The organism is Streptomyces sp. NPDC059875, assembly GCF_042731085.1.
Taxonomy (GTDB): Bacteria; Actinomycetota; Actinomycetes; order Streptomycetales; family Streptomycetaceae; genus Streptomyces.
The window spans coordinates 166618-186968 of sequence record NZ_JBHWJZ010000009.1 but is presented as its reverse complement, the minus strand read 5'-3'; the positions used below and the strand labels follow the sequence as shown (position 1 = coordinate 186968).

19 protein-coding genes are annotated in these 20351 nt (G+C 70.8%); 10 read left to right on the top strand and 9 right to left on the bottom strand.

The features are described from left to right. Nucleotides 1-93: 93 nt before the first annotated feature. From guaB to ACFV9D_RS14530, 3 genes are all read right to left on the bottom strand, one after another. Nucleotides 94-1596, bottom strand: coding sequence for an IMP dehydrogenase (gene guaB / locus ACFV9D_RS14540; protein WP_385145234.1), 1503 nt, complete (start codon nt 1594-1596; stop codon nt 94-96). 168 nt (nt 1597-1764) lie between these two features. Further along, nucleotides 1765-2340, bottom strand: coding sequence for a sigma-70 family RNA polymerase sigma factor (locus tag ACFV9D_RS14535; protein ID WP_137993884.1), 576 nt, complete (start codon nt 2338-2340; stop codon nt 1765-1767). Nucleotides 2341-2610: 270 nt separating this feature from the next. After that, on the bottom strand, nt 2611-3222 hold the full coding sequence (locus tag ACFV9D_RS14530; RefSeq protein WP_003948568.1) for a response regulator transcription factor: 612 nt from the start codon (nt 3220-3222) through the stop codon (nt 2611-2613). A 453-nt stretch (nt 3223-3675) separates the two neighbouring features. Between ACFV9D_RS14530 and ACFV9D_RS14525 the strand changes: the two genes are divergently transcribed. Further along, nucleotides 3676-4017: a WhiB family transcriptional regulator gene (locus ACFV9D_RS14525; RefSeq protein WP_385145232.1), complete on the top strand. Its 342-nt coding sequence runs from the start codon at nt 3676-3678 to the stop codon at nt 4015-4017. A 156-nt stretch (nt 4018-4173) separates the two neighbouring features. Here the strand turns inward: ACFV9D_RS14525 and ACFV9D_RS14520 are convergent, their stop codons facing one another. Next, nucleotides 4174-5067 (bottom strand): LysR family transcriptional regulator, encoded by an 894-nt coding sequence (locus ACFV9D_RS14520; RefSeq protein ID WP_385145230.1) that lies wholly within the window; start codon nt 5065-5067, stop codon nt 4174-4176. Between the two features lie 79 nt (nt 5068-5146). On the opposite strand from ACFV9D_RS14520, the gene ACFV9D_RS14515 reads away from it, so the two are divergent. Next, a complete protein-coding gene (locus ACFV9D_RS14515; RefSeq protein ID WP_385145228.1) occupies nt 5147-5824 on the top strand; it encodes an MOSC domain-containing protein in 678 nt (225 codons plus the stop codon). 39 nt (nt 5825-5863) lie between these two features. Further along, nucleotides 5864-6637, top strand: coding sequence for an SDR family NAD(P)-dependent oxidoreductase (locus ACFV9D_RS14510; RefSeq protein ID WP_385145226.1), 774 nt, complete (start codon nt 5864-5866; stop codon nt 6635-6637). Between the two features lie 110 nt (nt 6638-6747). Here ACFV9D_RS14510 and ACFV9D_RS14505 read toward each other — a convergent pair whose 3' ends face one another. After that, nucleotides 6748-8565, bottom strand: coding sequence for a DUF2264 domain-containing protein (locus tag ACFV9D_RS14505; RefSeq protein WP_385145224.1), 1818 nt, complete (start codon nt 8563-8565; stop codon nt 6748-6750). Nucleotides 8566-8742: 177 nt separating this feature from the next. Here ACFV9D_RS14505 and ACFV9D_RS14500 point away from each other — a divergent pair, with 177 nt between their 5' ends. From ACFV9D_RS14500 to ACFV9D_RS14475, 6 genes are all read left to right on the top strand, one after another. Beyond that, nucleotides 8743-9852 (top strand): substrate-binding domain-containing protein, encoded by a 1110-nt coding sequence (locus tag ACFV9D_RS14500; RefSeq protein ID WP_385145222.1) that lies wholly within the window; start codon nt 8743-8745, stop codon nt 9850-9852. A gap of 110 nt (nt 9853-9962) precedes the next feature. Next, a complete protein-coding gene (locus tag ACFV9D_RS14495; protein WP_385145220.1) occupies nt 9963-11279 on the top strand; it encodes an ABC transporter substrate-binding protein in 1317 nt (438 codons plus the stop codon). 4 nt (nt 11280-11283) lie between these two features. Continuing rightward, the gene (locus ACFV9D_RS14490) at nt 11284-12174 is read left to right on the top strand and encodes a carbohydrate ABC transporter permease (RefSeq protein WP_385145218.1); all 891 of its coding nucleotides are present in this window, start codon (nt 11284-11286) and stop codon (nt 12172-12174) included. After that, a complete protein-coding gene (locus ACFV9D_RS14485; protein ID WP_385145216.1) occupies nt 12171-13025 on the top strand; it encodes a carbohydrate ABC transporter permease in 855 nt (284 codons plus the stop codon). Before ACFV9D_RS14490 ends, ACFV9D_RS14485 begins: the two co-directional genes overlap by 4 nt. Nucleotides 13026-13051: 26 nt before the next feature. Continuing rightward, on the top strand, nt 13052-14080 hold the full coding sequence (locus tag ACFV9D_RS14480; RefSeq protein ID WP_385145214.1) for a hydroxyacid dehydrogenase: 1029 nt from the start codon (nt 13052-13054) through the stop codon (nt 14078-14080). Nucleotides 14081-14231: 151 nt separating this feature from the next. Further along, entirely contained in the window at nt 14232-14930 is a 699-nt protein-coding gene (locus tag ACFV9D_RS14475; protein ID WP_385145212.1) for an ester cyclase, read from the top strand. Nucleotides 14931-15012: 82 nt separating this feature from the next. Here the strand turns inward: ACFV9D_RS14475 and groL are convergent, their stop codons facing one another. The 3 genes from groL to ACFV9D_RS14460 all read right to left on the bottom strand — a co-directional run bounded on the left by groL (nt 15013) and on the right by ACFV9D_RS14460 (nt 18364). Continuing rightward, nucleotides 15013-16641 (bottom strand): chaperonin GroEL, encoded by a 1629-nt coding sequence (gene groL / locus ACFV9D_RS14470; protein ID WP_361667637.1) that lies wholly within the window; start codon nt 16639-16641, stop codon nt 15013-15015. 118 nt (nt 16642-16759) lie between these two features. Then, entirely contained in the window at nt 16760-17068 is a 309-nt protein-coding gene (groES, locus tag ACFV9D_RS14465; RefSeq protein WP_016434667.1) for a co-chaperone GroES, read from the bottom strand. A gap of 405 nt (nt 17069-17473) precedes the next feature. Then, nucleotides 17474-18364: a polysaccharide deacetylase family protein gene (locus tag ACFV9D_RS14460; protein ID WP_385145210.1), complete on the bottom strand. Its 891-nt coding sequence runs from the start codon at nt 18362-18364 to the stop codon at nt 17474-17476. 154 nt (nt 18365-18518) lie between these two features. Here ACFV9D_RS14460 and ACFV9D_RS14455 point away from each other — a divergent pair, with 154 nt between their 5' ends. After that, a complete protein-coding gene (locus ACFV9D_RS14455; RefSeq protein ID WP_385145208.1) occupies nt 18519-19694 on the top strand; it encodes an SAM-dependent methyltransferase in 1176 nt (391 codons plus the stop codon). Here ACFV9D_RS14455 and ACFV9D_RS14450 read toward each other — a convergent pair. Then, on the bottom strand, nt 19639-20301 hold the full coding sequence (locus ACFV9D_RS14450) for a hypothetical protein (RefSeq protein ID WP_385145206.1): 663 nt from the start codon (nt 20299-20301) through the stop codon (nt 19639-19641). The genes ACFV9D_RS14455 and ACFV9D_RS14450 overlap by 56 nt on opposite strands. Nucleotides 20302-20351: the final 50 nt, after the last annotated feature.

Below are 20351 nucleotides of genomic sequence, written 5' to 3'. Positions count from 1 at the left end.
TCCCTCTACGTCTGCGCCTACCAGTATCCCCGACACAAGCGTGAGGGGCGGTTCCGGCCACATGCCGGAACCGCCCCCACGCGTCGCGCTCTGTTACTTCCTGCTGTAGTTCGGCGCCTCGACGGTCATCTGGATGTCGTGCGGGTGGCTCTCCTTGAGGCCCGCCGAGGTGATCCGCACGAAGCGGCCCTTGGACTCCATCTCCGCGACGGTGGCCGCGCCCACGTAGCCCATCGTCTGGCGCAGACCGCCGACGAGCTGGTGCAGGACGTTGGCCAGCGGGCCGCGGTAGGGCACCTGGCCCTCGATGCCCTCGGGCACGAGCTTGTCGTCCGAGGCCACGTCGGCCTGGAAGTAGCGGTCCTTGGAGTACGACCGGCCCTGGCCGCGGGACTGCATCGCGCCGAGCGAGCCCATGCCGCGGTACGACTTGAACTGCTTGCCGTTGATGAACTGCAGCTCGCCCGGGGACTCCTCGCACCCGGCGAGCAGGCTGCCCAGCATGACCGTGTCGGCACCGGCGGCGAGCGCCTTGCCGATGTCGCCGGAGTACTGCAGACCGCCGTCGCCGATGACCGGGACGCCGGCCGCGCGGGCGGCGAGCGCCGCCTCGTAGATGGCGGTGACCTGCGGGACGCCGATGCCGGCGACCACGCGCGTGGTGCAGATGGAGCCGGGGCCCACGCCGACCTTGACGCCGTCGACACCGGCGTCGATCAGGGCCTGCGCGCCGTCACGCGTCGCGACGTTGCCGCCGATGACGTCGACGCCGACGCTGGACTTGATCTTCGCCATCCAGTTCAGGGCGTTGCTGTTGTGACCGTGGGACGTGTCGACGATCAGGAAGTCGACGCCCGCCTCGGCCAGGCCCTGCGCGCGCTCCAGCGCCTCGGGGCTGGCGCCGACGGCCGCGCCGACGAGCAGCCGGCCCTCGGCGTCCTTGGCCGCGTTCGGGTACTTCTCGGCCTTCACGAAGTCCTTGACCGTGATGAGGCCCTTGAGGACGCCCGCGTCGTCGACCAGCGGAAGCTTCTCGATCTTGTGGCGGCGCAGCAGCTCCATGGCGTCGACGCCGGAGATGCCGACCTTGCCGGTGACGAGCGGCATCGGCGTCATGACCTCGCGCACCTGGCGGCTGCGGTCCGTCTCGAACGCCATGTCGCGGTTGGTGACGATGCCGAGCAGCTTGCCCGCCGGGTCGGTCACCGGGACGCCGCTGATGCGGAACTTGGCACACAGCGCGTCGGCCTCGGCCAGCGTCGCGTCCGGGTGCACGGTGATCGGGTCGGTCACCATGCCGGACTCGGAGCGCTTCACGAGGTCGACCTGGTTGACCTGGTCCTCGATCGACAGGTTGCGGTGCAGCACGCCCACGCCACCCTGCCGCGCCATGGCGATCGCCATGCGGGACTCGGTGACCTTGTCCATCGCCGCCGACAGCAGCGGGATGTTCACGCGCACGTTGCGGGAGATGCGGGACGAGGTGTCGACCGCGTTCGGGAGGACCTCGGACGCGCCCGGCAGCAGCAGCACATCGTCGTAGGTCAGCCCGAGTGTCGCGAATTTCTCGGGCACTCCGTCGACGTTGGCAGTCATGACACCTTCCCCAAATGGCCTTGATCGGTGCGGATGTCCATGCTAACGGGCCTCGACCGTGTCTCATTCCACGATCAAGATCCCAGAGCAGCTTTGGACGTTCGTACGTGTACGTGAGGGCCACCGGCCTTCGCCGACCCTTACAGCCCGGCGCAGACCCCGGCTCGGCTACTGCTCGGCCAGTGCGCGCAGTCGGCTCAGCGCACGATGCTGCGCCACCCGTACCGCTCCCGGGGACATCCCGAGCATCTGGCCGGTCTCCTCAGCGGTGAGCCCGACCGCCACCCGCAGGACCAGCAGCTCCCGCTGGTTCTCCGGAAGATTGGCGAGGAGCTTCTTGGCCCATTCGGCATCGTCGCTGAGCAGCGCACGTTCCTCGGGACCCAGGGAGTCGTCGGGCCGCTCCGGCATCTCGTCGGAGGGCACGGCCGTCGAGCCCGGATGCCGCATCGCGGCCCGCTGCAGATCGGCGACCTTGTGTCCGGCGATGGCGAAGACGAAGGCCTCGAACGGCCGGCCGGTGTCCTTGTAGCGCGGCAGCGCCATCAGGACGGCGACGCAGACCTCCTGTGCGAGGTCCTCGACGAAGTGGCGGGCATCACCGGGCAACCGGTTCAGCCGCGTACGGCAATAGCGCAGGGCGAGAGGGTGCACGCGCGCCAGAAGGTCGTGCGTCGCTTGCTCGTCGCCCTCGACGGCACGGTGAACGAGTGCACCGATCACCGTGGTCTCGTCGTCGCGCATCGCTCCATGGTGCCTTGACGCCTGAGGATTCGCGGCACCGCGTCCGTAGTTGTGCACCGAAGCGTTATGAGCAGGTGCGCCGGAACTCATCTCCTGCGCCCTCCCCTTCCGCTCGATCGACTCGTCCCCGAGGAACTCCACACCCTCAAGGATGCGGCATCCCACGCGGAAGTGACACAAGCTGCTCCGCAGCGGGGACAGAAGCCGCCCCGCAGCGGGACTCAGCTGCTCCCGCCGCGGGGACGTGAGGGCCGCCGCGGCAGGGTTCGACTAGCGGACCAGGCCCCACCGGAAGCCGAGGGCGACGGCGTGCGCCCGGTCCGATGCACCCAGCTTCTTGAACAGGCGTCGGGCATGGGTCTTGACGGTGTCCTCGGAGAGGAAGAGCTCGCGCCCGATCTCCGCGTTCGACCGGCCGTGGCTCATGCCTTCGAGCACCTGGATCTCACGCGCGGTGAGCGTCGGCGCCGCACCCATCTCCGCCGACCGCAGCCGGCGCGGGGCGAGCCGCCAGGTCGGGTCGGCGAGGGCCTGGGTGACCGTGGCCCGCAGCTCGGCGCGCGAGGCGTCCTTGTGCAGGTAGCCACGGGCGCCCGCGGCGACCGCGAGCGCGACACCGTCCAGGTCCTCGGCGACGGTGAGCATGATGATGCGGGCGCCGGGGTCCGCGGACAGCAGCCGGCGGACGGTCTCCACGCCGCCCAGACCGGGCATGCGTACGTCCATCAGAATCAGGTCCGAGCGGTCCGCGCCCCAGCGGCGGAGGACTTCCTCGCCGTTGGCCGCGGTGGTCACGCGCTCCACGCCGGGCACGGTCGCGACCGCGCGGCGAAGCGCCTCTCGGGCAAGCGGGGAGTCGTCGCAGACGAGGACGGATGTCATGGCCGCCCTCCGCAGCTGATGCGCGTCACCTTAAGCCTCCAGGGCTGGTACGTATCGTCACCTGTGCGGTTGACGCTCTCGGACACCTGCCCGAGCGCTTGTTCCTTCAACCGCCTCCGCACTCTCAACGATGGTCACTCGAAAGAGTTACGGGTCGGGCGGCCGCCTTCGACACTCTACGTGAGGGAGCGTGCGCGGAGGAGAGCGACGCAGGTCATCCACCCTTCATCGGAAGCTATGCCCCATTTAGCGGGTTTTCTTCCCTTTTTGTGGTGTCTGTGGCTAGATTCGCAATGAGTCATATTTACATCTACTTAGACAGTAGTTGTACGGTCGGGTCGAACCCGCGAGAGCGGGTACCCGAGACCCACGGGGGGCGAAGGGCCCCCGGTTCATCAGCCATCCACCCGTCACCACCTATCCGTTCGACACGGTTTCAAGGGGACAAGCGCAATGGCAGATTTCTCCCGCCTTCCCGGACCCAACGCCGATCTTTGGGACTGGCAACTCCTCGCGGCCTGCCGCGGAGTCGACAGCTCCCTGTTCTTCCACCCCGAGGGAGAGCGCGGCGCGGCACGGAGTGCGCGTGAGAACTCGGCGAAAGAGGTCTGCATGCGGTGCCCTGTACGCGCGGAGTGCGCGGCACACGCACTCGCCGTGCGGGAGCCCTACGGCGTATGGGGCGGCCTCACCGAGGACGAACGCGAAGAGCTCATGGGACGAGCCCGCAATCGCCTGATCACGGCATCGGCTACGGCATCGGCATCGAGTTCGGCAGGCGTGGGGCGCGCCTGAACGTCTGAAGGAACGTTTCTGCACGGGAAGGGAACAGGGCCGGGGCCGCACCCCACCCGGCCCCACGGAGCCGCGCCGCACGCGGCCCGGGGGCGTGCGGCGCGGAACGAGACACCGTGCGCCCGTCGGCGCCATGCACGGTGAGCCCGGTAGGCGCTACGCGCGCGTGGCCGCTCGGGTCAGTTCGTCGAGCGTCGCCGCGACGGCCGGGACCTGCGCCAGGTCCGGCAGCGTAAGGGCGACGATCTCGCGCTCCACGGCCGGCTCCACGGCCACGGTCCGCGCCCCCTTGGGGCGTACGGATTCGATGGCGAGCGCCGGCAGAACGGCCACGCCCAGGCCGGCGCCGACCAGTCCGACCACGGCCGGGTAGTCGTCGGTCGCGAAGTCGATGCGCGGGGTGAACCCCGCTTCCTCGCAGACGTCCACGAGTTGGCGGCGGCAGCGCGGGCAGCCCGCGATCCAGGACTCGTCGGCCAGTTCGGCGATGCCCACCGACTCCGCGTCGGCGAGACGGTGCGCCTCCGGCACCAGGCCGACCAGGCGGTCGGCGAGCAGCGGACGGACGACGAGGTCGTCCCACTCACCCGGGCCCGCTCCGTAGCGGAAGGCCAGGGCCACGTCGCAGTCGCCCTCGCGCAGCATCTCCACCGAGCGCGGCGGTTCGGCCTCGACCAACGAGACCCGGGTGCCCGGGTGCGCCGCGCGCAGGGCGGCGAGGGCGGTGGGGACCAGGGTGGAGCTGCCACTGGGGAAGGAGACCAGGCGGACGCGGCCGGCGCGCAGCCCCGCGATCGCGGCCACCTCCTCCTCCGCTGCCGTAAGGCCGGCGAGGATGCCCGAGGCGTGCCGGACCAGGGCCTCGCCCGCCTGGGTGAGCCGCATCTCGCGGCCGGTCCGGATCAGCAGGGGCGTTCCGGCGGAGGATTCGAGCGCCTTCATCTGCTGGCTGACCGCGGGCTGGGTGCAGCCCAGTTCGCGCGCGGCGGCGGAGAAGGAGCCGGTCGCGGCGACGGCGCGCAGGACGCGGAGATGGCGGGCCTCGATCATGCCTCGAGCATAAGCGAGTCTTGGGCTTCGTGGAGAATATTCACTCAACACTTTGAGAGAGGTCGCTTAGGGTGACCGTATGAACGTGCTGAGCGTGAACGTCGGGCAGGCCAAGGCCGTGAACTACACCGACGCCCCCGTGGGGCGGACGGGGATCGACAAGCGACCGGTCGAGGGGCCGGTACGGGTCGAGGCGCCGGGCCCGCCCCGGGTCGGGGCGAGCGGGGTCGCCGGGGACGCCGTGTGCGACCTGCGCTTCCACGGCGGCGACGACCGGGCCGTCTACGCCTTCGCGCGCGAGGACATGGACCTCTGGGAGGGCGAACTGGGCCGGCCGCTGACCAACGGCTCCTTCGGCGAGAACCTCACCACGCTCGGGCTCGATGTGAACGGGGCCCTGCTCGGCGAGCGCTGGCGGGTCGGCCGGGACGTGCTCCTCGAGGTGACGGGCGGCCGCATCCCCTGCCGTACGTTCGCCGGTTTCGTCGAGGAGAAGGGGTGGGTCCGCCGCTTCACGCAGTCGACCGCCGGTCCGGGAGCGTTTCTGCGGGTGATCGAGCCGGGTGAACTCAGGGCCGGCGACCCGGTCACGGTCGTCCACCGCCCCGCACACGACATCACGGTCGCCCTCCTGCACCGGGCCGCGACGACCGAGCGCGCGCTGCTGCCGAGCACGCTGGTCGCGGCCGAGTGGATGGAGTCGGGACTGCTCGAACTCGCCCGCACGTACGCGGAGAAGTACGGCACCGGCTCCTGATCGCCGGGGTCGTGACGCGGGGCACTAACGTTGCCGCGTATGACGACTGCACTGATTACGGGCGCGACGGCGGGGATCGGGGCCGCCTTCGCGCGGAAGCTGGCGGCGGACGGTCACGACGTGGTGCTCGTGGCCCGCGATGTGAAGAGACTGCGGGAGCAGGCGACCGAGCTGCACGACCGGCACGGCATCGAGGCCGAGGTCCTGGCGGCGGACCTGGCCGAGGAGAAGGGGATCGCGGCCGTGGAGGCCCGCCTCTCCGATGCGAAACAGCCGGTGGACCTGCTGGTCAACAACGCCGGCTTCGGCAACAAGGGCCGCTTCCTGGAAGTGTCCATGGCCGACGAGTTGAAGATGCTGACGGTGCACTGCGAGGCGGTGCTGCGGCTGACGTCGGCGGCGGCCGAGTCGATGCGCACGCGCGGCAGGGGCGGGGTGGTGAACGTGGCCTCGGTGGCGGCGTTCGTCCCGCGGGGCACGTACGGGGCGTCGAAGGCGTGGGTCGTGCAGTTCACCCAGGGCGCGGCGCGGGACCTGGCGGGCACCGGGGTGCGGCTGATGGCGCTCTGCCCGGGGTTCGTCCGGACGGAGTTCCACGAGCGGGCCGGAATGGGGACGGACAACATCCCGGGCTGGATGTGGCTCGACGCGGACAAGCTGGTGGCCGCGGCGCTGAGCGATCTGGCCCGGGGGAAGACGCTGTCGATCCCGGACCCCCGCTACAAGGCGCTGATGGGCGTGGTGAAGCTGGCGCCTCGCGGCCTGCTCGGAGGGGTGTCCTCCAAGGCAGGCCGCAAGTACGGCCCCAAGTGACGGCCGTCCGGGGCCAGTCGGTCCCGGGACCCTCGTACGCCCCACTGTTCGGAACCGATTCGGAATCGACGTCGCCGCCCCGTCGTCGCGGCTGACGTCGTTGCGGAGGGTCACAGATCCTCCGGATCGAGGGTGAGTCGGGCCGTGGTTCCGTTCTGCCAGGTCACGTGCAGCGTGCGGCCGGTGACCTGGACGGCCGCGAGGGTGGTGACGGGGGCGGGGTCGGGTTCGGCGGTGAGCGAGGCGAGGGCCACGAAGAGGCACTCGGCGCCGCTGGTGGCGCCGTGCAGGGCGGCGGTACGGGTGTCCGGGCCGCCCTGGAGGGTGGCGCCGGTGGCGAGTTCGACGGGCTCGGCGACCCGCGGGTAGCCGTGGACCGGGTGGAGCTGGGCGGTGGGGCCTTCGGGGGTGGTGGCCCAGCCGGTCTGGCGTACGGGAGTTCCGTCGGGCGCTCCGAGGACGAGGTGGGCGCGGACCTCGGCGCGGCCGTGGGCCAGGGTCGCGGAGAGGATCCGGATGCCGGGGAGCGGGGTGTGCAGGGAGGCCGCCCAGCCGGGTCCGGTGCCCAGGGGCGTCGCGGGGCCGCGCCGGGTGACCCGGCCGTCGACGAGCAGGGCGAAGTGGTTGTCGGGCTGGTCGGGCGGGGTGGTGGGGCCGGTGCGCGTGGAGTAGGCGTAGCGGGCGTAGCCGGAGTCGTCGGCGCCGGACGGGTCGCTGCTCACATGGTTGCTGCCGTGGTTGTGGAGGCGGACGAGTCCGTCGGCGGCGGTGGACTGGATGAGCAGGGCGGCCGGGGCGACGGGACGCACGGTGTCGGCGCGCTCGGCGGGGAGGGGTTCCTCGGAGTCGGTCCAGGCCGGATGGTCGGCGGGGAGGAGGAGACCGAGGAAGCCCTTGGCGGCCCAGTAAGGGGAGGCGGGTCCGGAGTAGCTCTGCACGACCGGTGCGTCCGGGCCGTGCCAGCCGAGGGTGAGCAGGCCGCGCTCGTCGGTGGCGCCCCGGTCGAGGAAGTACTGGAGCGTTCCGGAGGCGAGGCGGCGGGTGGCGCCGGGGGTGAGCGGGGTGTGTCCGGTGAGGGCCCCGAGCCAGGGGGCGGCCGCGGCGGCGAAGCGGTAGGTGAGGGAGCGCCCGTACGGGAGGGGGGCGCCGTCGGCGTCGAAGAGGTGGACGTGGTCGTCGAGGTGGCGGCGCAGCCGCGGTCCGTAGCGGTCGAGGAGGTCCCGGTCGCCGGCGAGGTGGGCGTGCAGGACGGGGTAGAAGTGCAGGGCCCAGGCGTTGTAGTGGTCGAAGGCGCGGTTGTCGCCGTCGCTGTACCAGCCGTCGCCGACGTACCACTTCTCGATGCGGTCGAGGGAGCGCTCGATGGTGGCGGCGGCGCGGTCGGTCTCGATGCCGGCGTCCTGGAGGAAGCCGGCGACCGTGAGGCCGAAGAGCCACCAGTTGTTGTCGACCGGGGAGGGTTCGAGCGCGGGCAGCAACCAGTCGACGGCGCGTTGGCGGGTGCGGTCGTCGAGGGCGTCCCAGAGCCAGGGGCGGGTCAGGCGCAGCCCGAGGGCGACGGAGGCGGATTCGACGACGGCCTGGCGTACGTCGGTGAGGAGCGGCCAGGAGTCGGGGCCGGTCGAGCCGGGTTCCTCGGTGCCGGCGGCAAGTCCCTCGGCGTAGCGGGGCAGATGGCCGTGCGGATCCTCTCCCCGGGCACCGGCGACGCGCAGGGCGGCGAGGAGGAACGTACGGGCGTGGCCTTCGAGGCCGTCGGAGCGCACGCCGGACCAGCTGGGGCGGGGGCCCGGCAGGTCGACGAGTCCGTGGCGGGGCGAGGCGTACGGCCGTACGGCGAGGAGGAGGCGGTCGGCGGTGTCCTCCCAGTGCGCACGGGTCCAGCCGGTGAACGGGCTGAGCTCACGGTTCTCGGGCGGCGTGGGCATGATGCTCCCTGCGGCGGACGTCGGCGTCGCCGGGAATCATGAACGCGCCTCGATCGAACGTCAATGGATCGGACCGAATGATCGAAATACCTTCGATTCGATCATTCTGCATGAGAAGCTTCTGACGACAGGGCCGGCGGATCACCGACCCACCACACCGCAAGGGGGAGACACGCCGTGCGCGAGAGTGCCGTCGAACGACACGACCGACTGCTGGCCCTGGTGCGCGAGCGCGGCACGGCGCGCGTCGCCGACCTGGCCACGCTCCTGGGGGTCTCCCCCGTCACCGCCCGCCGCGACGTCGAGGCGCTGGCGGCCAAGGGCCTGCTCGACCGGGTGCACGGGCAGGTCTCCTGGCCGGAGCGCCAGGTCGACCCGGGCGCCCGGCGGGCCGGCGAGGGGCTCGTGCTCGGGCTGCTCGCGCCCTCCGCCACGTACTACTTCGCCGAGGTCATCCGGGGTGCGCACGAGGCCGCGGCGCGGGCCGGGGCCCGGCTCGTGCTGCGGATCTCGGACTACCGCCCGGAGGAGGACCGCGCGCGCACCGAGGGTCTGCTCGCGGCGGGCGCCGAGGGCGTGCTCGTCGCGCCCGGCTGGCGGGGCCCCGAGGACCGGCTCGCGTACGGGGACTGGCTCGCCGAACTGCCCGTACCCGCCGTGCTCCTGGAGCGCCGCGCCGACCCCGGCACCCCCCTCGACGCCCTGGACCGGGTGGTCTCCGACCACGGCCACGGCGTCCTGCTCGCCCTGCGCCACCTGCTGGACCTGGGCCACGCGACACCGCTGCTCGTGGCTCGCGGCGACAGCCCGACGGCGCTCGCGGTGCGCGCCGGATACGCCGAGGCGCTGGACACCCTGGGCCTGGAGGCGCCCGGCCCGGTGATCGATTCCGTGCCGGCCGACCAGAACCCGGAGGGTTTCGAGCGCGCGGTCCGCGCCCTGCACGAGGCGGTGACCTCCGGCCGGGCGAGCGCGGCCCTGGTGCACAACGACGTGGACGCGATCGAGATCGTCCAGCGCCTGGCGGACCTGGGGGTGAGGGTGCCGGAGGACCTGGCCCTGATCGCGTACGACGACGAGGTCGCCGCGCTCGCCGACACCCCGCTCACGGCGGTGGCCCCGCCCAAGCGTCAGGTCGGGCGCCATGCCACGGAGTTGCTGGTGGAGCGGTTGACGGAGGCGGCCACGGCCCCGGACGAGGAGGCGGCGCGGCGCCATCTGAGCCTGTTGCCGCGGCTGCGGGTGCGGTCCTCCTGCGGGGCTCCCCGCGATGTCCGTCCCGCCTGATCGATTCGATCTTTTTTCGATCAATCAATCTTTCGCTCTTGACTTCGGTCACGAACGGTCCAAGGATCGCGGCCACAACGCCCAAGCCGCCCGCCTTCAGGAGCCGTGCCGTGAGCCGTACTTGGAACAGAACGTCCCGTGTCATAGCCGGCACCGCCACCGCCCTCGCCGTCCTCACGGCCTGTGGCGGCGGCGGTGACGGTGCCGACGCGTCGTCGAACGGGCCCGTGACCATCACCTTCTGGGGCTGGGCCAAGGGCTCCAAGGATGTGGTGGAGGCGTTCAACGCCTCCCACCAGAACATCCAGGTGAAGTTCGAGGAGATCCCCTCCGGCACTGCCGGCGGCTACGCCAAGATCTCCAACGCCGTGAAGGCGGGCAACGCGCCCGACCTGGTCTCCATCGAGTACTCCTCGCTCCCCGAGTTCGTCAGCGCCGGCGCCCTGCAGGACATCGGCGGCGAGTTCACCGAGGCGGACCGGGGCAAGCTGCTGCCGCAGGCGGTCGAGCTGGCCACCCTGGGCGGCAAGACCTGGGCCGTGCCCTTCGACGCCGCCCCGCAGGCCTTCTTCTACCGCAAGGACCTGTTCGCGAAGTACAAGGTCGAGGTGCCCCGGACCTGGGACGAGTTCAGGTCCGCGGCGGAGAAGGTGAAGCAGGCCGACGCCAAGGCCCGCATCGCGACCTTCTTCCCCGACGACCCGACCACCTTCGAGGCGATGGCCTGGCAGGCCGGCGCCCAGTGGTTCAAGGCCGAGAACGACACCTGGAAGATCAACACCACGGACCCGGCCACTACCAAGGTCGCCTCCTACTGGCAGGGCCTCGTCGACGCCGACCTCGTCCACAAAAACGCCTCGTTCAGCCCCGAGTGGACCGGCTCGCTCAAGAACAGCACCACGATCGGCTACCTCGGCGCGTCCTGGGGCGCGGGCGTCCTCAAGGGCACCCTGCCCGAGCAGAACGGCAAGTGGGCCGTGGCGCCCATGCCGAGCTGGGACGGCAAGCCCGCGAGCGGAATGCTCGGCGGCACCACCTTCGCCGTGACCAAGGACAGCAAGAAGAAGGCCGCGGCCGTCGAGTTCGCGGAGTGGATGTCCACCACCGAGGCCGGCGTCAAGGCCCGGATCGCCTCCGGCACCTCCAGCGCCTTCCCCGCCGCGAGCGCGCTGCGCCCGGTCGCCAAGGCGGCCTTCGACGCGAGCTACTACGGCGGCCAAGACATCTACGCCCTCTTCGAGGACGCCGGTACCTCCATCAACCAGAACTGGGCCTGGGGCCCCACCACCGGCACCACCAACACGGCCATCAAGGACCAGTTCGGCAAGATCACCAAGGGTGGTCCGACCATCGCCGACGCCGTCAGGACCGGGCACGAGGCGACCGTGGCCGAGCTGACCAAGCGCGGTCTGAAGGTCGAGGGCTGACCGGATGAGGGCCCGCACCCGTGCCGCAACGTTCCTGCTGACCCCCTTCTTCGCCCTGTTCATCGCGGTGATGGTGGTGCCGATCGGATACGCGGTCTGGCTCAGCCTCTTCACCGAGAAGCAGTCGGGCCTCGGCTTCGGCGGCACGGAGTCGGTGTTCACGGGACTCGACAACTACACCGCGGCACTGGGTGACCGGGCCTTCCGCGAGGGCTTCGGCGTCCTGCTCGGATACTGCCTGTTCTACATTCCGCTGCTGCTCGGCGGGGCCCTCGGCCTCGCCCTGCTGCTCGACTCGGCGCTCGCCCGCGCCCGCCGCTTCTTCCAGCTCGCGCTCTTCCTGCCGCACGCCGTCCCCGGCATCATCGCCGCGCTGATCTGGGTCTACCTCTACACGCCCCAACTCAGCCCGGTCGTCGAGGCGATGGAGGCCGGCGGCATCGGCTTCGACTTCTTCTCGCCCGAGGGCGCCCTGCCCTCCGTGGTCAACATCGCGCTGTGGGAGTGGCTCGGCTACAACATGGTGATCTTCTACGCCGCCCTGCAGGCCATCGACCGCTCCGTCCTGGAGGCGGCCACCGTCGACGGCGCAGGCTCCTGGCGCATCGCGTTCAGCATCAAGGTCCCGCTGATCCGCGCCTCGCTCGTGATGGTCGGCCTCTTCACCGTCATCGGCTCCCTCCAGCTGTTCACCGAGCCCCTGATCCTCAACAAGGGAACGGGCTCCGCCGTCACCTCGACCTGGACGCCGAACATGTACGCGTACACCGCGGCCTTCGACCGCAACGACTACGGACTGGCCGCCGCCGCGTCCGTCCTGCTGGCCCTGACGGCCGCGCTGCTCTCCTTCGCCGTCACCCGACTGACCGGCCGCCGGAAGGGGAAGACGGCATGAGCAAGCCCCGCCCCACGAACGTCTGGCTCTCGAAGACCGCCGTCAACGGAGCGCTCGTCCTCGCCGTCGTCTACATGCTCTTCCCGCTCGTCTGGCTGCTGACCGCCGCCACCAAGGACGCGGGCGGCCTGCTGGCGGGCAACGCCTTCTCCTTCGAGGGCTTCGACCTCGGCGGGAACCTCTCGCGCCTCGCCGCGTACAACGACGGCGTCTACTTCCACTGGTACGCCAACAGCCTGCTCTACGCGGGCGTGGGCGCCCTTGCCTGCTCGCTGATCAGCGTCGCCGCGGGCTACGCCTTCGACAAGTACGAGTTCCGGGGCAAGGAGAAGCTCTTCGGCCTCGTGCTCCTGGGCGTGCTCGTCCCCACGACGGCGCTCGCCCTGCCCATGTACCTCCTCGCCAGCGAGGTGGGCATCGTCAACACCTACTGGGCCGTGCTGATCCCCGTCCTGGTCAACCCCTTCGGGGTGTACCTCTCCCGGGTCTTCAGCGCCGGCTACATCCCCGACGAGGCGCTGGAGGCAGCCCGTATCGACGGCGCGGGCGAGCTGCGCACCTTCTGGTCGATCGGTCTGCGCATGATCATGCCGGGCTTCGTGACCGTCTTCCTCTTCCAGTTCACCGCCATCTGGAACAACTTCTTCCTCCCCCTGGTGATGCTCTCGGACCAGAAGCTCTTCCCGCTGAGCCTCGGCCTGTACGCGTGGAACAGCAACGCCCACGCGGAACCCGACTTCTACCCCCTCGTCGTCACCGGATCCCTGCTCGCCGTCGTCCCCCTCGTCGTCGCCTTCGTCTCCCTGCAGCGCCACTGGAAGGCCGGTCTGACCGCCGGCAGCGTCAAGTGAGGAGCCCAGGTCCCACGATGACCACGATGCAGCACGCCACTGACAACCGCCCCTCACTCCTCCTCTCCATGGGCCCGGGCGTCGCCGAACGCCTCCTGACCGACACCCACCGCGGCCGCCTCGCCGCCCTCACCCGCACCGACCCCCGCCTCGTCGCGCACGACCTCTCCGCGCCCGGCCCCCGCGTCGCCGCCGCGCTCGCCGAGGCCGAGATCCTCCTCACCTGCTGGGGAGCGCCGCCGCTGACCGCCGCCGTCCTGGACCGCGCGCCGCGCCTGCGGGCTGTCGTCCACGCGGCCGGCTCGGTCAAGCACCATGTCACCGAGGCCTGCTGGGACCGGGGCCTCGCCGTCACCTCGGCCGCCGCGGCCAACGCACTGCCCGTCGCCGAGTACACCCTCGCCGCGATCCTCTTCGCCGGGAAGCAGGTCCTGCCTTCGGCCCTGCGGTACGGGGAGGCCCGCGCCGAGGACGCGTGGACGGCGGAGTCGGCGTCCTGGGGCAACTACCGGCGCACGGTCGGCCTGATCGGCGCCTCGCGGATCGGCCGCCGGGTCATCGAGCTGCTGCGCCCCTTCGACTTCGAGGTGCTGCTGTACGACCCGTACGTGACAGCCGACGAGGCCCGCGCGCTCGGTGTGGAGGCGGTGGGCCTCGACGACCTGTGCGCGCGCAGCACGATCGTCTCCGTGCACGCGCCCCAACTCCCCTCCACGTACCGGATGATCGGAGCGCCGCAGCTGGCCCTGATGCCCCAGGGCGCGACCCTCGTCAACACCTCGCGCGGCTCCCTGATCGACGAGACGGCGCTCCTCCCGCACGTGGCATCGGGCCGCCTCCACGCGGTCCTCGACGTCACGGACCCGGAGGTCCCGCCCACGGACTCACCGCTCTGGACCCTCCCCAACGTCCTGCTCACCCCGCATGTGGCGGGCTCGCTCGGCAACGAACTGCACCGGATGGCGGACCAGGCGCTGGAGGAGGTGGCGCGGTACGGGCGGGGGGAGCCGTTCGCGGATCCGGTACGGCCGTCGGACCTGACGCGCTCGGCCTAGCGAAGCGCCGCCCAAAGGCGCTCCCAGGCAAGCAACGCCGTCTTGCCCGCCCAGGCCTCCGCGCGCCACCTGCTGCATGACCCCATGCTGCCAGGGCACCCGAAGACCCGGGACCTAGACTGGAAGGGTCCCACCCGGTCCGGGAGGCGTCATGACATTCGTACAGATAATCGACTGCAAGACCAGCCGGTTCGACGATCTGAACCGGCTCATGGACAAGTGGGTCGAACAGACCAAGGGCAAGCGGACGGCCACCCACAGTGTCATCGGCAAGGACCGCTCCGACTCGGACCATCTCGTGGAGATCGTCGAGTTCCCCTCCTACGAGGTGGCGATGACGAATTCGCAGCTCCCCGAGACGGATCGCATCTTCCGGGAGATGGTCGCGCTCTGTGACGAGATGCCGACGTTCACGGACCTGGACATCGTGCGGGACATCCAGCTGTACAAGGCCAACGCCCGCCGGTTCTTCGAGCTGATCAGCTCGAAGGGGGAGCTTCCGCCGCTCGACGAGGTCCTCGCCGAGGGCTATCACGACCACGATCCGACCAACGAGCAGGACGTCATCGGCATGGACGCGGTACGCCGCGAGGCGGAGATGTGGAGGGGCGGGTTCGACTTCGACGTCACCGTGAACGATCAGATCGCCGAGGGCGACCGGGTGTGCACGCGGTGGACCTGGGTGGGCACGCACACCGGCGATTTCATGGGGCTCCCGGCCACCGGCATGAAGGTCTCCATGAGCGGGACGACCATCCACCAGTTCCGCCAGGACGGCAAGATCGCCGAGGGATGGTGGCAGTACGACATGCTCGGGCTCATGGGGCAGCTCGGCGCCGTCGAGGCGTAGGACTCCCGGAGGCTCCGTAGAGACACCGAGGCCCGGTGTCCCCGCGACGGGGACACCGGGCCTCAGTGGTCAGTCAGGTGCCTCAGTGGGAGTGGCCGTGACCGTGGCCGTGGCCCGCGTCCGCCGGCTCCTCTTCCTTCTTCTCCACCACGAGGGTCTCGGTGGTGAGGAGGAGGGAGGCGATCGAGGCGGCGTTCTCCAGCGCGGAGCGCGTGACCTTCACCGGGTCGATGACGCCGGCCTTGACCAGGTCGCCGTACTCGCCGGTGGCGGCGTTGAAGCCCTGGCCCTTGTCGAGCTCGGCGACCTTCGAGGTGATGACGTAGCCCTCGAGGCCGGCGTTCTCGGCGATCCAGCGCAGCGGCTCGACGGCGGCGCGGCGGACGACCGCGACACCCGTGGCCTCGTCGCCGGTCTTGTCGAGGTTGCCCTCGAGGACCTTGACGGCGTGGACCAGAGCGGAGCCACCACCGGAGACGATGCCCTCCTCGACCGCGGCGCGGGTCGCGGAGATGGCGTCCTCCAGACGGTGCTTCTTCTCCTTCAGCTCCACCTCGGTGGCGGCGCCGACCTTGATCACGCACACGCCGCCGGCCAGCTTCGCGAGGCGCTCCTGGAGCTTCTCGCGGTCCCAGTCGGAGTCGGTGGACTCGATCTCGGCCTTGATCTGGTTGACGCGGCCCGCGACGTCCTCGGAGTTGCCGCCACCGTCGACGATGGTGGTGTCGTCCTTGGTGATGGTCACGCGGCGGGCGGTGCCCAGCACGTCCAGACCGGCCTGGTCGAGTTTGAGGCCGACCTCCTCGGCGATGACGGTGGCACCGGTGAGGGTGGCCATGTCGCCGAGCATCGCCTTGCGGCGGTCGCCGAAGCCGGGGGCCTTGACGGCAACGGCGTTGAAGGTGCCACGGATCTTGTTGACGACCAGGGTCGACAGGGCCTCGCCCTCGACGTCCTCGGCGATGATCAGCAGCGGCTTGGAGGAGCCGGCCTGGATGACCTTCTCGAGGAGCGGCAGCAGGTCCTGGATCGAGGAGATCTTGCCCTGGTGGATCAGGATGTACGGGTCGTCGAGGACGGCCTCCATACGCTCCTGGTCGGTCACCATGTACGGGGACAGGTAGCCCTTGTCGAAGGCCATGCCCTCGGTGAAGTCGAGCTCCAGGCCGAAGGTGTTGGACTCCTCGACGGTGATGACACCGTCCTTGCCGACCTTGTCCATCGCCTCGGCGATGAGCTCGCCGACCTGCTGGTCCTGCGCGGAGAGCGCGGCCACGGCGGCGATGTCGGACTTGTCCTCGATCGGACGGGCGGTCGCGAGCAGCTCGTCGGAGACGGCCTTGACCGCGGCGTCGATGCCCTTCTTCAGGGCGGCCGGGGAGGCGCCGGCGGCGACGTTCTTCAGGCCCTCGCGGACGAGCGCCTGGGCGAGCACGGTGGCGGTGGTGGTGCCGTCACCCGCGATGTCGTTGGTCTTGGTCGCCACCTCCTTCACCAGCTGGGCACCGAGGTTCTCGTACGGGTCCTCGATCTCGACCTCGCGGGCGATCGTGACACCGTCGTTGGTGATGGTGGGGGCGCCGAACTTCTTGTCGATGACGACGTTGCGACCCTTGGGGCCGATCGTCACCTTCACCGTGTCGGCAAGCTTGTTGACGCCGCGCTCAAGGGCGCGACGGGCGTCCTCGTCGAACTTCAGGATCTTCGCCATGGGAGCGATTCAGCCCTCTCGGAATTCGTGGTGTAACTGGTGAAACGAACTGCGCCCCGGACGCCCGGTGCGGGGTCAGGGGCGCAGCTCAAAGCATCAACTTCGGTACTTCGGTGAATTACTTCTCGACGATCGCGAGCACGTCGCGAGCCGAGAGGACGAGGTACTCCTCGCCGTTGTACTTCACCTCGGTGCCGCCGTACTTGCTGTACAGCACGATGTCGCCGGTCTTCACGTCGAGCGGCAGGCGCTCGCCGTTCTCGAAGCGGCCCGGGCCCACGGCGAGGACGACGCCCTCCTGGGGCTTCTCCTTCGCAGTGTCCGGGATGACCAGGCCAGAGGCCGTGGTCTGCTCGGCGTCGAGCGGCTGGACCACGATGCGGTCCTCGAGCGGCTTGATGGCAACCTTGGAGCTGGCGGTCGTCACGATCCGACCTCCCCCTTCGGAGATCTCACGGGGTTAACTGTCTGAGGTGGCGACCAGGTGGATCCGTCGTCGCGGGTGCCGGACCTGCCCGTCGCTGTGTTGGCACTCTCCAGTGGGGAGTGCCAGAGCCGAGACTATGACCGCGATTAGCACTCGGTCAAGCGGAGTGCCAATTCAGTGCGGTGTGGCGGTTCGGCGCCGGTACGAGAACGGCGCCGCGGACCGGATCGTTCCGGCCCCTGAGGTCCCTCAGGGGCCCGAGGTCCTTCAGGTCACCCAGCTCCCGCAGCTCCCCCGCCGCCTTCCGCCCCAGACGTTCGATCGGATCCACCGACGACGCACACCCCGACACCCCCAGGAGCACGCCGGCGAGCGCGAGGCCGGCCGCCGGCCGGCGCGCCCGGGTCACACGTAGTCCTCGAGCTTCGCGACCGCGTACCCCTTGGCCGTGATCGTCTTCATCACCCGCCGGATCATGTCCGGCATCGAGCCCTTCCAGTCCTTCTTGCCCCGGAAATGCGTGAGCACGATGTCGCCGGGGTGCAGGTCCCGGTCCCACTCGCGCCACTCCATCCGGTCGGGGAACGCCTCGGAGGCCCAGAGCGGCACCGCCTTGACCCCGCACGCCTTCGCCGCGCGCAGCGTGGACTCGTTGTAGTTGCCGTAGGGCGGGCGGAAGAGCGGCGGCCGCTTCCCGTACCGCTTCTCGATGGTGTCCTGCATCCCGCAGATCTCCCGCTTCTGCGCGGCATACGAAAGCCCGGGCATGTAGCGGTGGTTGAGGGTGTGGTTGTGCAGGGAGACGCCGGCGTCCTGCATCCTCCTGAAGTAGCCGTAGTCCTCCTTGACGAGGTAGTCGCTCAGGAAGGCGCTGTACGGGATCTGCAGCTCGGTCATCATCCGGATCAGCTCCGGGTCCTTCTCCGCGCCGTCGTCGATCGTCAGGAAGACGACCTTCTCCTTGGTCGGCACGGTGGTGAAGACGGGCGGCAGGCCCTCGCCGTCGGTCTCGAACCCCTTGCGGGTGGTGATCTTCGGCTTCACGGCGGGCGGGGCCGGAGCCTCCAGCGGGGGCCGGTCGAGGCCCCACTTCTTGGCGGCGAGCACACGGGCGGCCCGCTGCTTGCGGACCTTCTCGACGTAGGCGGTGAGGGCGCCGGAGGCACCCTGCGCCTTGGGCTGTCCGGCGGCGGGGCTCGCGGGCCCCTTGTCCGGGCCCTCCGCCTTCTCCGAGGGGCCCGCACAGGCGGACCCGAGGGCGGCGACGAGCAGGACCGCGCCCACCGAGCGCCGCATGCGAACCGCACGCTTCGAGCACATTTCTTCCGTTTGTCGTACTAGCTGCATGGCGCCGCATCCTGTCAGCGCCGGGCCCCGCACGGCCGTCGACACGGCCGTCGACACCGTCGCCGGGCGCCCACCATCCCCCGGCTGGCCCACAATGGGACGGATGACCGACCTCGCCGCCTTCACCGCCCTGCTCACCCCCGAGGGCCAGACCCTGCTCGCCGCCCTGCGCGACTACGACCCCGCCCAGGAACTGGCGGTCGCCTCACGGCTGCGCCGCGACCACCCCGCCGAACTGGTCTCGGCCGCCCTCGGTCAGGCCCGGCTGCGCCAGCGCGCGGTGGCGAAGTTCGGCGCCGAGGACGCGCACCGGATGTACTTCACGCCCAACGGCGTCGAGCAGTCGACCCGGGCGACGGTCGGGGCCTACCGCGCGGAGCGCTTCCGGGCGCTCGGCGTGCGCGGCGTGGCCGATCTGTGCGGCGGGATCGGCGGGGACGCGATCGCGTTCGCGCGGGCCGGGATCTCCGTCCTGGCCGTGGACCGCGACCCGCTGACGGCCGAGGTCGCCCGCGCCAACGCCACCACGCTCGGGCTCGCCGACCTGATCGAGGTGCGGTGCGCGGACGTGACCGAGATCGACACGAGCCCGTACGACGCCGTCTTCGTGGACCCGGCGCGGCGCGGGGGGAGGGGCAGGATCTTCGACCCGGAGGCGTACTCCCCGCCGCTCTCCTGGGCGGTCGAGGCCGCCCGCAAGGCCCCGCACGCGGCGCTGAAGATCGCCCCCGGCATCCCGCACGAGGCGGTCCCGGAGGAGGCGGAGGCCGAGTGGATCTCGGACGGCGGGGACGTGAAGGAGGCCGTCCTGTGGTTCGGCACCGCCCCCGGCGAACGCCGCGCCACCCTCCTGCCCTCCGGTGCGAGCCTGACCGGCCGCGGCCTGCCCGACCCCGCGCCGCGCCCGGTCGGCCGCTACCTCTACGAGCCGGACGGGGCGGTCATCCGCGCGCACCTCGTCGCCGAGGTCGCCGAGGAGCTGGCCGGCGGCCTGATCGACGAGACGATCGCGTACGTCACGGCGGACGCCCTCACCCCCACCCCCTACGCCACCGCGTACGAGATCACCGACGAACTCCCCTTCAACCTCAAGAAGTTGAAGGCCCTGCTGCGCGAACGCGAGGTGGGCACACTGACGGTGAAGAAGCGCGGCTCGGCCGTCGAACCCGAGGAGATCCGGCGCAGGGTCAAGCCCAAGGGCCCGAACGCCGCGACGGTCTTCCTCACTCGGGTCGCGGGTGCCCCGACGATGCTGATCGGCTCACCGGCCGGCCGGTGAGCCGGACCGCGAATCGGTAGTGCCCCACGGCCTTCGTCAGCCCGACGAGGCCCGTGATCCACAGGATGAGGCCGACTCCCATCCCGTACGCGACGAGCCCGTAGCCACCGTCCTCGGGGCCCGTGCCGGCCGGGACGGCGAAGGAGATCCACAGGCCGACGGCGCACATCGCGAAGGACAACAGCGCCCAGGAGAGGCCCAGCGTCGGCGCGCGCAGCCGGGCGTCGGTGGCGGGGTGGCGGTCCAGGGCCGCCCACTGGGCCAGCCGCTCGCGGGCCACTCGGTCGCGGAGGATCCCGCGCACGGTCATCCACACCGCGGGGACCAGGATCGCGATCCCGAAGCACGTCGAGAACAGCGCGAGCATCAGCGTGATCGGATCGATCTGCCCGTGGTCGAAGGAGGTCAGGGCGACGCCGACGAAGGACCAGCCGAGCTCCAACAGCACGAACCACACGAGGAAGAGCGCCAGTCGCCGCCCGCCCAGCAGCCGGCGGCCGAGTTCGTCCATCGCCAGCGCCCGGTCGACGAGCCGCGCCTCGCGGTCGGGCCAGGCCTGTATCTCGGCGGGCGGCGGAGGCGGGGGCAGCGGAGTGCGGCGGGACATGCGTCCGAGCCTACCGAGCCGCCGTTCCACGCCCCCGGCCCACGCCCCGC